Origin of the sequence: Pseudoalteromonas sp. BSi20495, from assembly GCF_000241185.1 — a bacterium.
GTDB lineage: Bacteria > Pseudomonadota > Gammaproteobacteria > Enterobacterales > Alteromonadaceae > Pseudoalteromonas > Pseudoalteromonas fuliginea.
In genome coordinates, this window is record NZ_BADY01000158.1 from 42018 (window position 1) to 55517 (window position 13500).

Consider the following 13500-nt stretch of genomic DNA (forward strand, 5'->3'; position numbering starts at 1 on the left):
TGAGCTTAAGTTGGAGTATCTGATGTATAAAAATTATAAAAACTTAGTATTAATAACAGGGTTACTCGCTTTAATTGTGGTTGCTTTAGGTGCGTATACACGCTTAAGTGATGCAGGTTTAGGCTGCCCCGATTGGCCTGGCTGTTACGGCTTTTTAACGGTACCTAAGCATGAGGCCGATATAGCCTTAGCAACTCAAAGCTACCCCGATATGATGTTCGAAACCGCAAAAGCGTGGAAAGAAATGATTCATCGCTACTTTGCAGGTGCTTTAGGTTTACTTATTTTAGGTTTATTTGTGTTGGCTTTTTTAAAGCGCCAATATCCAACTACGCCAGTTCAATTGCCTTTGGCTTTACTTCTACTCGTGGTGTTTCAGGCTGCCCTTGGTATGTGGACAGTAACCATGAACCTTCAGCCGCTTATTGTAATGGGCCACTTATTAGGTGGCTTTAGTATTTTGTCACTTATAACGCTTTTATATTTACGGCTAACCGCAAAACCCATTATGGGTGGCGATAGCGGCGCAAAACGCTATTTCGGTTTAAGTTTAGTGGCGCTCAGTGTATTAATTATCCAAATTGCACTTGGTGGTTGGCTGGCTGCAAATTACGCCGCTCCACATTGTAGTGGTTTGCCATTGTGTAATTACGCACAACCGTTTTCATTAAGTAGCGTATTTCAATTACCACTTGAGCACAGTAATTATGAGTTTGGTGTGTTATCGCAGCAAGCGCGTATGTCTATTCATTTATTACATCGTATTTGGGCACTGGTTACTTGCATCGTTCTGGCGCTAATTATGTGGAAAATATACAGCCAAGCGTACTCTAAAAAAATTAAAAATTGCGTTGTGAGCGTATTACTTGTCCTGCTTTGCCAAATTAGCTTAGGGCTTATTTTAGTACATTTGCATATTCCGTTGGGAGTTGCACTGGCGCATAACTTGATGGCTGCCATACTGTTATTAAGCATGGTTAGGTTGTGTTATTACCTAAAATCACGCACATAAAGGGGAAATATAATGGCACTTATAATTGATAAAAAAATACTGCTACCCGTTAATACTCAATCGCTAATTTCGCGTACTCATAGTTTGCTGCAAGACTACTTAGCAATTAGTAAATTTAAAGTGGTAGCCATGCTGGTACTAACAGCTTGGGTTGGTTTAGCGCTGGCTCCCGATGTAGGACGTGGTATGGCTGTACAGTTTATTAGCTTGTTAGGTATAGGGCTACTTTCTGCTGCTGCAGCGGTTATTAATCACGTGGTTGATAGTGAGATAGACTCAAAAATGGCAAGGACTCGTCATCGCCCTGTGGCTAAAGGGCGTTTAAGTAAAACACATGCGCTTAGTTTTGCAGCTGTTATTGGGGTTGCGGGTTTTATTATGCTAATGGTGTGGGCTAATACCTTAACCGCTATATTAACGTTATTTGCATTGGTAGGTTATGCATTTGTTTATACATCATTTTTAAAGCGTGCTACACCGCAAAATATTGTTATAGGTGGGTTGGCTGGCGCAATGCCTCCATTATTAGGCTGGGTGTCAGAAACAAACCAAATGGCAGCAGCCCCTTGGTTACTTGTAATGATAATATTTACCTGGACTCCGCCACACTTTTGGGCGCTGGCTATAGCACGAAAAAGTGATTATGAACGCGCTAAAATCCCTATGTTACCAGTAACCCATGGTATCGATTTTTGTAAAACCTGCGTTGTTGCTTATTCTGTTTTACTCGCTGTTGTTTGCGTATTGCCTTATTTAATCGGTATGTCTGGAGTAATTTATTTAATAGGCGCATGTGTATTAAATGCAGTGTTTATATATAAGGCGGTCAAATTAAAAATTGCTGGAAATGATGAGACTGCAATGGACTTATTTCGTTTTTCGATTATTCATTTAATGGTACTCTTTGTAATCTTATTTATAGATAAATGGCTCCCTTTATGAAGCAGTTATGGCTTGGATTAATTGTTGTTTTAGTTTTGTTTTTATCAGCATGTTCAAATGAAAATAGTCCACCAGATGTAGATGCATTAGTTTACGAAAATGCAAAGCCACTATCTGATTTTACGTTAAACGATCAGCGCGGCGAATTAGTGACTAAGCAACAATTTTTAGGACAGTGGAATTTAGTATTTTTAGGCTACACAAGCTGCCCAGATATTTGTCCATTAACACTAGCTAAGTTAAATGCTGTTTATAAAAACTTACAGGCAGATTATCCGCTACAAGTTTGGTTTTTATCGGTTGATCCAAAACGCGATACACCAGCTAAACGAAAGCAATATATAGATTACTTTAACCCTGATTTTTTAGCTGTATCAGGGGAACATAAACACCTTTTTCCTGTTGTTCGAGAGCTTGGCTTAATTTACGCCATTAGCGATAGTAGTGAATCAGAATATGCAGTTGATCATAGTGCTTCGGTCGCTATGGTTGATCAAAATGGAGCCGTAATAGCTATTTTTAAACCCGAATTTAAACAAGGTAGTGTGCCATTAATTAATGCGACGACTTTAACTGAAGAGTTTAAAAAAATAGCCGATTACTATAAAAACTAGTTTTTAACTTTTCATGTATTTTAAAGGAGCTTTATGCTCCTTTTTTTTGTTTTTCATTCCTGTTACAAAAATTAATTTAATTTTTTAGGCCCTTTTATGGCATTTTTAATAACTAGGTCTAAGCTTTTATTATGAAATAAATTGACAAGGAATGCACTTACTAAATGTTAAAACTTCCACGTGAACTTGTCATTATGCAAGCTGAAACACTGCATCAAGATTTACTAAAAGAACTCAATAGTAATAATGATATTTGTCTTGATATTAGCGATGTAATGTCTGCCGATACTGCCTCAATTCAACTTTTATGTGCTTTGCAAAAACATCTGCTTATCATTAAGCATAAAATAATTTGGGTAGGGGCGAGTGAAGCATTAACACATTCAATTGAGCAACTCGGTTTAAGTCATTACTTAATACTTGAAAGTAAAGGTTAGGAATTCATATGAAAAAAATTTTAGCGGTTGATGACTCAGCATCAATGCGTCAAATGGTAAGTTTTACTCTAAAAACAGCAGGGTTTGATGTAATTGAAGCAAAAGATGGAAGTGAAGCGTTAGCTATCGCTAAACAACAAGATTTTGATGTCGTAATTTCGGATGTAAACATGCCAATAATGGATGGTATTACGTTGATTAGAGAGCTGCGAGGCTTACCTAATTATAAATTTACACCATTACTTATGCTCACTACAGAGTCGGGCTTAGAAAAAAAGTAGAAGGTAAAGCCGCTGGCGCAACAGGTTGGATAGTTAAACCGTTTAACCCAGAACAGCTATTAGCCGTTATTAAAAAGGTTATTCGCTAGCGAAGGAGTATTGTGTGAGTATAGATTTGAGTCAATTTTTTGAAGTTTTCTTTGAAGAGAGTTTTGAAGGCCTAGATACTATGGAGGCTGAGCTTTTAAACTTAGTGCCAGGTGAGGAAGACTTAGAAACTATCAACACTATTTTTAGAGCTGCTCACTCAATTAAAGGGGGAAGTGGTACTTTTGGTTTTAGTTCTGTTGCTGATTTTACCCATGTACTTGAAACACTATTAGACCAGATCCGCCAAGGAGAGCGAGAGCTTAGCACTGAACACGTTAATTTATTACTCAAAGCAGTTGATTGTTTGCGAGGTTTACTTGCCGCGCTTCAAGCAGATCAAGCGTCTGATTTAACTGAAGCTAATGCTTTGCGGATGCAATTTGAACATGTGTTAGAGAAAAAAGACAACGTATTGGAGAGCAAGCCACAAAACGAAGCTGTGCTATCGACTAGCAACACATATCAAATTAACTTTAAGCCTCATCATCACTTATTTAAAACAGGAAATGAGCCGCTGTACATGATCAGTGAACTTGCTGAGTTAGGTGAATTAAAAACAACCGTTTTTTATGATTCAGTGCCTGATATTACGGAGTTAAGTTATGATGAATGTTTTTTACACTGGCGCTTTTTTTTAAATACAAGCCATGACGAAAAGGCGATAAAAGAAGTCTTTGAATGGGTAGAAGATGATGCAGATATTACAGTTGAATTATGTGTAAGATCATTTGATGATGAACAACCAGCTAGTATTTCAGATCATAACCATGATTTAGCTCTCTCAGATCAACCTGAAAAATTAGAAAAAACAACAACCTTACCCGCCAAATCAAAACCAAGTAGCAATAAAGATAAAAAAGTCGCTAGTGCGCCAGAGTCAACCTCAATCCGTGTTGGCATTGATAAGGTTGACTCATTAATAAACATGGTTGGTGAACTGGTAATTACTCAAGCTATGCTGAATCAGCTAAGTGAACAGGAAATAACATCAACTACGATTACGTCGTTGAAAGAGGGTTTAGCGCAACTTGCACACAATACACGTGACTTACAAGAAAACGTAATGCGTATTCGTATGTTACCAATTAATTTTGTATTTAGTCGCTTTCCTCGATTGGTACGCGACATAGCACAAAAGCTAAATAAGAAAGTCGAGCTTAAGTTGATTGGTGAGCAAACCGAACTTGATAAAACCGTAATGGAAAAAATTTCAGATCCTATGGTGCACTTGCTTAGAAACTCACTTGATCATGGGTTAGAAACCGTAGATCAAAGAGTGCTTGCAGGAAAAAATCCAGTGGGAATTGTCACGTTAAATGCATTTCATCAAGGCGGTAATATTGTTATTGAGATAATGGATGATGGTCAAGGCCTTAATACCAAAAAAATTAAAGAAAAAGCAATCGCAAATGAGTTAATTACAGCCGATAGTAATTTAACGGACGATGAAATCAATGAACTAATTTTTATGCCTGGCTTCTCTACTATGGATGAAGTGAGTGAGCTATCGGGTCGAGGTGTAGGCATGGATGTTGTTAAGCGTAACATTCAATCTTTAAATGGTTCAGTTGAAGTAACATCGGCCCCTGGCATTGGTTCAACATTCACAATTCGATTACCGCTTACGCTAGCTATTTTAGATGGTCAGCTCGTTAAAGTCGCTCAACATACCTATATTATACCGCTCATTTCGATTGTTGAGTCATTACAAATTGATATCACAAAAGTAAGTCGAGTGGGTAAAGACCTTGATGTACTCAGACTTCGAGATGAATATATTCCTATTTTACGTCTATACGCTATTTTTAATCATCAAAATGCGATTGAGTCTTTAGATAAAACATTACTCGTAGTAGTTGAAACTGATAACCAAAAAGTAGGACTTTTAGTTGATGATTTATTGTCTCAGCAACAGGTTGTGATTAAAAGTTTAGAAGCTAACTATCACAAAGTTGATGGCGTATCGGGTGCCACTATTTTAGGAGATGGGCGCGTATCGCTGATTGTGGACATTAGTGGCTTAATAAAGCTCTCAGGTTTAAAAAAACCAGGCAGTCAAGAACTAACCATTGAAACGCAAGCCACTTTGGAGGCGTTATGAACTCAGAGCAAAGCCAGCTCAGTAACCAATTAAACCTTCAGCAGCAACAAGGAGTGAAGCAATTTTTAACTTTTATTATGGCTGATGAAGAGTACGGCGTTGATATTCTAACAGTACAAGAAATTCGTAGCTGGGAGGAAATTACAGTACTACCTAACGCACCTGAGTTTGTGAAAGGCGTAATTAACTTGCGGGGCACAATTGTGCCAATTATTGATTTACGTTTACGGTTTGGCTTACCAAGTACTGATTATGGACCATTGACAGTGGTTATTGTTATAAAAATAGAGTTTGAACAGGGCAGTAAAATTATAGGTATTGCAGTAGATGCAGTCTCTGATGTTTACAGTATTGTAGAGCAAGATGCTAAAGCTGTTCCTAGTTTATCTGAATCAAATAATTGTGAGTACGTTGCTGGGTTGGTCAATGTGGGCGATAAAATGGTGGCGTTGATCGACTTACAAAAAACAATGAATATTTAGTTTATAAAATAACTAAATAAAGTAATAAAAAATAAACTTAAAGGTGGTGATGGGCATGGGATGGTTTAGTAATCCAAAACAGTCAGAATCAAGTAATGATTTAATTGTAAGCGCATTAAATAAGTCATTAGCTGTGATTGAGTTTGAGCCAAGCGGAATAATAATTACCGCAAATGCTAACTTTCTTAGCGTAATGGAATACCAATTAGAAGACGTACAAGGACAACACCATTCTTTATTTGTAGATTATGATGATGCTAAAAGTAATGACTACAAAAATTTTTGGCAGCGTCTTCGCAATGGCGAGTTTATTTCCGATGAATTTAAGCGTTTTGCTAAAAGTGGTAAAGAGGTTTGGATTCAGGCTACTTACAATCCAATTATTAACTCTGAGGGCCAAGTACTCAAAGTCGTTAAACTTGCTACAGATATCACAGATCAAAAGTTGGTATCGGCAAATGCTGCCGGACAAATTAGTGCAATTAGTAAATCCCAAGCGGTTATCGAATTTAGTTTAGATGGCAGTATTATTAGCGCTAATGATAATTTTTTAAATGCTCTTGGTTATCAGCTTGATGAAATTAAAGGTCAGCATCATAGATTATTTGTCGCACCGGAATATGCAAATAGCAATGAATACAAAGAGTTTTGGACTAAACTTGGTCGAGGCGAGTTTGATTCAGGTGAGTATTTACGAATAGGAAAGCAAGGCCAAGAAATTTGGATACAAGCCTCTTATAACCCAATCTATGATATGAATGGTAAGCCTTTTAAGGTTATTAAGTACGCTACAAATATTACAGCGCAAAAAGAGCTTGAAAAAGCTTCTAGAAAGGCAGCCGATTTAGCTAATGCCCTAAAAGTTTGCCAGGCAAATGTAATGATTGCCGATGAAGAGCTTAATATTATTTTTGTGAACGATTGCGTTCAAAAAATGCTTAAAATACGAGAAAAAGAACTGCAAACAGTATTACCAAACTTTTCTGTAGATAATCTTATAGGTACCTGCGTTGATGACTTTCATAAGCACCCTGCGCACCAACGTGAGTTACTAAAAAATTTGGATAAACCACATAAAGCTGAATTACTTTTAGCAGGTGTTACTTTTACCTTAATAGCTTCACCTTGGATTAGTCAAGAAGGTAAAAAGTTAGGCACAATTGTGGAATGGGAAGATAGGACTGCTGAAGTTGCTATAGAAAAAGAAATTGCGACGCTCATTAGTGCAGCAGGTAAAGGCGATTTAGATACAAGAGTTATTGAAAATGGAAAAGAAGGATTTTTCTTACGTTTAGCTCAAGGGCTAAATAGTTTAGTTAAAATTGTTGATGATGCTGTCGCCGATACTGGAGATATGCTTGATGCTATGGCAAATGGTGATTTGTCAAAACGAATCGAGAAAGAATATAAAGGCTCATTTGATAAACTCAAACGTGATGCAAATACGACAGCAGATAAGCTCACCGAAGTTATAAATCGGATAAATTCATCGGCTACGTTAGTTGCAAGTGGCGCAGAGGAAATCTCTCAAGGCAATGCTGATTTGAGTCAGCGAACAGAAGAGCAAGCCTCGTCACTTGAAGAAACAGCATCAAGCATGGAAGAGATGACCAGTACCGTTCGCCAAAATGCTGATAACGCAAAAGTAGCAAATGATTTGGCAGAAGAAACCTGTGAAAAAGCAATACAGGGTGGCGAAGTCGTTAACAGGGCTGTCACGAGTATGTCGGCGATTAATGAATCAAGCAAAAAAATTGCTGACATTATTGGGGTTATTGACGAAATAGCATTTCAGACCAATTTATTGGCGCTTAATGCTGCTGTAGAGGCTGCTAGAGCTGGTGAACAAGGGCGAGGCTTTGCGGTTGTTGCAGGGGAAGTTCGTAACTTAGCTCAGCGCTCAGCAGGCGCAGCTAAAGAAATTAAAGAATTAATAAGAGACAGTGTAGGTAAGGTCGCTGATGGTTCTCAATTAGTTAATGAATCAGGCGCTACACTGAAAGAAATTGTTGTTTCAGTACAACGAGTCACACAAATGATTTCTGATATTACAGAAGCATCCGAAGAGCAAAGCGCCGGTATTGAACAGGTAAATAAAGCTATTTCACAAATGGATGAAATGACTCAACAAAATGCTGCTTTAGTAGAGCAAGCCTCTGCCGCTGGCGAGTCTATGGCTGAGCAGGCAAATGAAATGCGCCGGTTACTCAACTTTTTCTCTTTAGGTCAGCAAGATACAGCGATGATTTCACCTACGATGCGAACGCCAGCGCTATCTCAAAGGCCGCAGAATAATTATATTCGCAGTAAAACGCGAGGAGATAATTTTGTTGACTCGGCAGATGAATGGGAAGAGTTTTAACAACTCACCTTCTCGGCCTCGTTGTTATGTAATTACATTGAGGCATTGCTTGTTGGCTTGATTGAGAGTGAATAATGAAAGAGTTTTTATTTACCGACCGAGATTTCAAAGAGATTGCCGATCTTGTTTATAACGCATGCGGAATTGTATTAGGTGAACATAAACGAGAAATGGTTTATTCGCGTTTAGCAAGACGTATTAGAGAACGAAGCCTTGTTGATTTTAAATCATATTTAGCTTTTTTGAAAAAGAATAAAGATCAAGAGTTCGATGCCTTCATTAATGCTATAACAACGAACTTAACATCTTTTTTTCGTGAAATTCATCATTTTGAATTTATTAAATCTGAACTTATCCCTGTCCTTTTAAAAACAAATAAGCACAGCAAACGCGTGAGATTTTGGTCTGCTGGTTGCTCAACTGGGGAGGAGCCTTACAGTTTAGCAATGACATTAAATGCTGCATTTCCGAGTGATTGGGATGTGAAAATCTTAGCCACAGATTTAGATTCAAACGTGTTAGCAAAAGCGCAAAGTGGCATGTATACCGCTGCAAATGTTAATGGACTCAGTGAGCAGCAGCTCAAGCGTTGGTTTTTAAAAAGTAAGGATGGTGAGGCATATAAAGTAAAGCCAAAATTGCAGGAGTGTATAGCGTTTAAACGTTTAAACTTATTACAAGAGTGGCCAATGAAGGGCCCTTTTGATCTTATTTTATGTCGTAATGTAGTTATTTACTTTGATAAAGAAACGAAAGATCAGCTTTTTGAACGCTACGCTAATATATTGAGTGAGCAAGGGCATTTGTTCTTAGGTCACTCAGAAAGTATGGGTAAAGAGCATTCTCAATATAAAAACTTAGGTAAAACGATGTATCAAAAGGGCAGTAATGCACGCGGAATTTAGAACAGTATTACCTAGCTTTGAGCATATTAAGCGGTATTGGGATTCAGGTCGGCAGAGTGTTGTTGCCAAAGTGCTCCCTGGTGAGTTTTATGTGTCGAAAAACAATGAACTTATTTCAACAGTACTCGGTTCGTGTATTGCGGCTTGCGTTTATGACGAAGTACTAGGAATTGGCGGGATGAACCATTTTATGCTGCCAATTCAAAAAGGAGTGGAGCTTAATAATGCACATAGCTTAAGTTGTCGTTACGGTAACTGGGCTATGGAATATTTAATAAACGAAGTGCTAAAAAATGGAGCTTCACGTCGAAACTTAAAGATTAAGCTGTTTGGTGGGGGGAAAATTATTAGCGCGATGACTGATATCGGTTTGGGTAATATTAGTTTTGCTACCGCTTATGTTCAAGAGGAAGCCCTTAATTTAGTGGCGCATGATATGGGAGGCCCTTGGCCAAGGAAAATATTTTTTCATCCCCACACTGGTAAAGTTCATATGAAAAAGTTGAAAAACCTACATAACAATACCATTGAGAAGCGTGAAGTTCGTTATTTACAAAGCCTTAAAAAACAAGATGTAGTTACGGATATTGAACTGTTTTAGGTGTGTTTATGATTAAAGTACTCATAATAGATGACTCTCCTTTAATTAGGCGATTACTCACTGACGTTTTACAGCAAGCTGAAGATATTACAGTGGTAGGTAGTGCTGAGGATCCATATAAAGCACGAGAAATGATTAAACAACTTAACCCTGATGTACTTACATTGGATGTAGAGATGCCAAAAATGGACGGTATTAGCTTTTTAAAAAATCTAATGCGCCTAAGGCCAATGCCTGTAGTGATGATTTCTACATTAACACAAAAAGGTTCACCAATTACATTAGAGGCACTAGAGCTCGGTGCGATTGATTTTATAGCTAAACCAACGGCTAATATAAAAGATAAAATGAGCCAATATGCGTATTTAGTTCAGCAAAAGGTACGAGTAGCCGCTGGTGCAAGAGTTAGAAGTTATAAAAAAGCGTTACCATCGAGTGATCCTTTACCTATCAATGCTCAGTTTTTATTAAATAAAGTTATTGCTATAGGCGCATCAACTGGGGGCACTGAAGCGATAAAAGAAGTATTAATAAAAATGCCTATTAATTGCCCGCCGATTGTTATTACTCAACATATTCCCCCTGTATTTAGTACTTCGTTCGCTTTAAGGATGGATCGTACATGTATCATTAGTGTTAAAGAAGCAGAGCAAGGTGATAAGCTAGTCGCAGGTTGCGCTTATATTGCTCCTGGTGGTTTGCATTTAACCATTAAAAAATATGGGGGACACTTATATTGTGAACTTGATGATAATGAGCCTGTAAATCGGCATAAACCAGCAGTGGATGTATTGTTTAATTCATTGGTAGAAATTAACGCTAAGAATGTTGTAGCAGCGTTGTTAACCGGAATGGGGAGTGATGGCGCAAAAGGATTGCTCGCTTTAAGGGAGGGTGGCGCGTACACACTAGCTCAGGACGAATTTTCGTCTGTGGTTTGGGGAATGCCAAAAGCTGCTGTGGAGTTAAACGCAGCAAACGAAGTTGTTGCGTTGGATAAGGTAACTGAGCGGCTATTGAATCAGGCTATTAAAATTTAATTATTTTCAATAACCCACGGCTGTGAGAACCAATAATAGTCACTCGGGTTTTTAATCGAAGGCGCAGTGCAATTAAAGCGAGAACGGCCATTATTTAGCTCTTTTGGAGAAGTGACTTCAACCGTATTTTTACTTATCCAATTTAAGCTTGCTTGGCCAACATTTGAGACATAGCAGGCAAACTGTGTTTTATGAAAATCTCCCATTTCAAACTCTATGGTTAGTGTTGGTGGGTTTTGTGTTGTCACGCTATCTTGATACGTTAACTTTGTAATATTAAAAGCATGAGAATTTAGTTTTGTGATTAACGTATCTAGTTTACTGTAAAACCCAGAAGCTGGGAAACGCGGCAAGCGACTGAAGTTTGAGTTTTTATTCACCGCCCCAGAGTGTTGACCAATACCTATAAAGCCAAGATCAGTCACAAGAGCTTGTAATTCGTTATTAAATTCACCATACGGGTAGGCTAAATATTTGTAGTCTTGGCCAACCTCTTCTTTTATACGTTGTTGTGAATACAAAATATCTTGTTTGATACGTATTTTCCACTGGGCATCCGTTTCCTTATCAAGTTTAATATGCAAGTAATCATGTTGAGCACTGTGGTTGCTTATAAGCGCGCCCTTTTTGCTAAGCTCTTTGAGTTTATCCCAGCCCATTACATAACTTTGGCCTTCATCAATTAATTTTGGATTTACAAAAATAGTATATGGATAATTAAATTTCTCTAAAATTGGCGCTGCTTCGTCGTAATTGTTGTTGTAACCGTCATCAAAAGTGATTGCGATGGTTTTCTCAGGTAATGTTTTACCTTGCTGAAGTGCATTTATTAGTTCATTAAGAGGAATAACGTTAAAGTTATGCTCTTTCAAATAGCTTAAATGTTTAGTGAATGTATTCGCGCTAACACTCGTTACGGCAGGAAGGCTTTCACTAACATGATGGTATTGTAAAATAACAGCAGCTTGAACGCGTAGAGATACACTAATGAGAGAAAATAATACTAAATGAAACAATTTCTTATACATAATAAAGCACACCATAAAAGCTTGTTGTTGTTAGCCGGTCCGATGATACTATCAAATATCACAGTACCACTGTTAGGAATTGTTGATACTGCTGTCATTGGGCACTTAGGGAGCGCTCACTATTTAGCGGGTATTGCGCTTGGTTCTGCTGTTATTTCTATTTTATTTTGGCTAGCGGGATTTTTAAGAATGAGTACGACTGGCATGGTCGCTCAGGCTTACGGAGAAAATGATTTAACTCAATTAGCCGCCTTACTTAAACGTAGCTTATTACTTGCAAGTCTTGTTGCTGTACTACTTATCGCTTTATCTCCTTTGATAAAACATGCTATTGCATTTTTATCTGCTGCTAATAGCGATGTACTCGCACAAGCATATCAGTATTTTAGTATCCGCATTTTTAGTGCTCCAGCAGCATTGTGTAATTTAGTGTTACTAGGTTGGATGCTTGGTGTACATTACGGGCGAGGGCCATTTTATTTATTATTAGTAACAAACATAGTCAATATAGTACTCGATATTTACTTTGTTGTTTACCTTGATTGGGCGGTTGCTGGTGCTGCATGGGCGTCACTTATTGCTGACTATACCGCACTAATTTTTGCACTTTTTTTAGTGGTTAAACTAGCTAAAAAACAAGATATTGAGCTAAATGTACCGAATTGGTTGAGTATTAGCAAAATGGCTGAATTATTGAGTTTGAATCGCGATATTTTTATTCGCTCTTTAATACTGCAATTATGTTTTAGCTTTATGACATTTTATGGTGCACGTATTGGCGAAACGACACTCGCTGCTAACGCCGTGCTACTTAACTTTTTAATGTTAGTTAGTTTTGCTTTAGATGGTATTGCATATGCTAGTGAGGCAAAAGTAGGGCAAGCAAAAGGCCAAAAAAGTGTAAGTAATATCGAGTTATGGGTAAAAATCAGTGTATTTTGGGGAATGTTGTTTGGATTGTTGTATAGCCTGTTTTTTGCCGTTTTTGGTGCCCAAATTATTATGCTTTTAACCAATGTGCCAGAGGTTATTAATGAGGCGACGCTTTATTTGCCTTGGGTTATTGCACTTCCATTACTTGCTATGAGTTGTTTTTTATTTGATGGTGTTTTTGTGGGTTTAACACGTGCAAAAGATATGCGTAATAGTATGCTTTTTTCGGCTACAGTTGGATTTTTTGGGGTGTTTTGGATATTTAACGAATTACAAAATAACGGACTATGGTTAGCTATGAGCTGTTTTATGTTAATGCGGGGCGTGACTTTGATTATTAAATACCAAAGGCTTAAAGAAAATAACAAACTATTAGATTAAGTGCGATGATTATTTATTTCCATAAATCGGGATCGTGATTTTTTGGGCCAATGCCTTTAATGACTTGTGAAAAGCGGTTAGCAAAAATCCCGCAATAACCCCAAGCTGCAAAAAACAGTGCAGGGACTAAAATTGCAACGCCAATTATTTGCAAACTGTAGTGAGTGTAATACCCAAGGGAGATAAATACCACGGCTAGCACAAATAGTGCTAAGCCGCGAAAAAAGTGCTTTAAGCTAAGTTTAGGGTTACTCCCTAAACGATAGATAAGTGGCTTTAGCATTTATAATA

General features: G+C 37.7%; 13 protein-coding genes and 1 pseudogene. 12 read left to right on the forward strand and 2 right to left on the reverse strand.

Annotation, left to right across the window (positions count from 1 at the left end; translation table 11 throughout):
- Positions 1–22 precede the first annotated feature (22 nt).
- From P20495_RS02865 to P20495_RS02820, 11 genes and pseudogenes are all read left to right on the forward strand, one after another.
- Entirely contained in the window at positions 23–1012 is a 990-nt protein-coding gene (locus tag P20495_RS02865) for a heme A synthase (protein ID WP_008138704.1), read from the forward strand.
- A gap of 12 nt (positions 1013–1024) precedes the next feature.
- Positions 1025–1954: a heme o synthase gene (cyoE, locus tag P20495_RS02860; protein WP_008138705.1), complete on the forward strand. Its 930-nt coding sequence runs from the start codon at positions 1025–1027 to the stop codon at positions 1952–1954.
- Complete coding sequence (locus P20495_RS02855; RefSeq protein WP_008138706.1) at positions 1951–2568, forward strand: SCO family protein; 618 nt, start codon at positions 1951–1953, stop codon at positions 2566–2568. Before cyoE ends, P20495_RS02855 begins: the two co-directional genes overlap by 4 nt.
- Positions 2569–2732: 164 nt before the next feature.
- Positions 2733–3005 (forward strand): STAS domain-containing protein, encoded by a 273-nt coding sequence (locus P20495_RS02850; RefSeq protein WP_007376404.1) that lies wholly within the window; start codon positions 2733–2735, stop codon positions 3003–3005.
- An 8-nt stretch (positions 3006–3013) separates the two neighbouring features.
- A pseudogene (locus P20495_RS21000) lies at positions 3014–3375 on the forward strand (response regulator).
- Positions 3376–3389: 14 nt separating this feature from the next.
- The gene (locus P20495_RS02845; RefSeq protein WP_008138710.1) at positions 3390–5477 is read left to right on the forward strand and encodes a chemotaxis protein CheA; all 2088 of its coding nucleotides are present in this window, start codon (positions 3390–3392) and stop codon (positions 5475–5477) included.
- Positions 5474–5959 (forward strand): chemotaxis protein CheW, encoded by a 486-nt coding sequence (locus tag P20495_RS02840; RefSeq protein ID WP_007376407.1) that lies wholly within the window; start codon positions 5474–5476, stop codon positions 5957–5959. Before P20495_RS02845 ends, P20495_RS02840 begins: the two co-directional genes overlap by 4 nt.
- 55 nt (positions 5960–6014) lie before the next feature.
- A complete protein-coding gene (locus tag P20495_RS02835; protein ID WP_033016339.1) occupies positions 6015–8321 on the forward strand; it encodes a methyl-accepting chemotaxis protein in 2307 nt (768 codons plus the stop codon).
- Positions 8322–8395: 74 nt separating this feature from the next.
- Positions 8396–9226, forward strand: coding sequence for a protein-glutamate O-methyltransferase CheR (locus P20495_RS02830; RefSeq protein ID WP_008138714.1), 831 nt, complete (start codon positions 8396–8398; stop codon positions 9224–9226).
- Positions 9210–9827, forward strand: coding sequence for a chemoreceptor glutamine deamidase CheD (gene cheD, locus P20495_RS02825; protein ID WP_007376410.1), 618 nt, complete (start codon positions 9210–9212; stop codon positions 9825–9827). Before P20495_RS02830 ends, cheD begins: the two co-directional genes overlap by 17 nt.
- 8 nt (positions 9828–9835) lie before the next feature.
- The gene (locus P20495_RS02820; protein ID WP_008138716.1) at positions 9836–10867 is read left to right on the forward strand and encodes a chemotaxis response regulator protein-glutamate methylesterase; all 1032 of its coding nucleotides are present in this window, start codon (positions 9836–9838) and stop codon (positions 10865–10867) included.
- Here P20495_RS02820 and P20495_RS02815 read toward each other — a convergent pair.
- Complete coding sequence (locus tag P20495_RS02815; RefSeq protein WP_008138718.1) at positions 10864–11895, reverse strand: polysaccharide deacetylase family protein; 1032 nt, start codon at positions 11893–11895, stop codon at positions 10864–10866. The two genes, P20495_RS02820 and P20495_RS02815, sit on opposite strands and share 4 nt — an antisense overlap.
- Between P20495_RS02815 and dinF the strand changes: the two genes are divergently transcribed.
- Positions 11875–13209: an MATE family efflux transporter DinF gene (gene dinF, locus P20495_RS02810; RefSeq protein WP_008138719.1), complete on the forward strand. Its 1335-nt coding sequence runs from the start codon at positions 11875–11877 to the stop codon at positions 13207–13209. The genes P20495_RS02815 and dinF overlap by 21 nt on opposite strands.
- Positions 13210–13222: 13 nt before the next feature.
- On the opposite strand, the gene P20495_RS02805 is transcribed toward dinF, so the two are convergent.
- Positions 13223–13492, reverse strand: a complete 270-nt coding sequence (locus P20495_RS02805; RefSeq protein WP_008138721.1) for a hypothetical protein — start codon at positions 13490–13492, stop codon at positions 13223–13225.
- Between the last annotated feature and the right edge of the window lie 8 nt (positions 13493–13500).

What these genes read in the sequence shown, in the direction of transcription:
- P20495_RS02840 (WP_007376407.1), top strand. Translation starts at nt 5,474, where the DNA reads ATGAACTCAGAGCAAAGCCAGCTCAGTAACCAATTAAACCTTCAGCAG.
- P20495_RS02815 (WP_008138718.1), bottom strand. Translation starts at nt 11,895, where the DNA reads ATGTATAAGAAATTGTTTCATTTAGTATTATTTTCTCTCATTAGTGTA.
- P20495_RS02805 (WP_008138721.1), bottom strand. Translation starts at nt 13,492, where the DNA reads ATGCTAAAGCCACTTATCTATCGTTTAGGGAGTAACCCTAAACTTAGC.
- P20495_RS02850 (WP_007376404.1), top strand. Translation starts at nt 2,733, where the DNA reads ATGTTAAAACTTCCACGTGAACTTGTCATTATGCAAGCTGAAACACTG.
- cyoE (WP_008138705.1), top strand. Translation starts at nt 1,025, where the DNA reads ATGGCACTTATAATTGATAAAAAAATACTGCTACCCGTTAATACTCAA.
- P20495_RS02830 (WP_008138714.1), top strand. Translation starts at nt 8,396, where the DNA reads ATGAAAGAGTTTTTATTTACCGACCGAGATTTCAAAGAGATTGCCGAT.
- P20495_RS02835 (WP_033016339.1), top strand. Translation starts at nt 6,015, where the DNA reads ATGGGATGGTTTAGTAATCCAAAACAGTCAGAATCAAGTAATGATTTA.
- P20495_RS02865 (WP_008138704.1), top strand. Translation starts at nt 23, where the DNA reads ATGTATAAAAATTATAAAAACTTAGTATTAATAACAGGGTTACTCGCT.
- dinF (WP_008138719.1), top strand. Translation starts at nt 11,875, where the DNA reads ATGAAACAATTTCTTATACATAATAAAGCACACCATAAAAGCTTGTTG.
- P20495_RS02855 (WP_008138706.1), top strand. Translation starts at nt 1,951, where the DNA reads ATGAAGCAGTTATGGCTTGGATTAATTGTTGTTTTAGTTTTGTTTTTA.
- P20495_RS02820 (WP_008138716.1), top strand. Translation starts at nt 9,836, where the DNA reads ATGATTAAAGTACTCATAATAGATGACTCTCCTTTAATTAGGCGATTA.
- cheD (WP_007376410.1), top strand. Translation starts at nt 9,210, where the DNA reads ATGCACGCGGAATTTAGAACAGTATTACCTAGCTTTGAGCATATTAAG.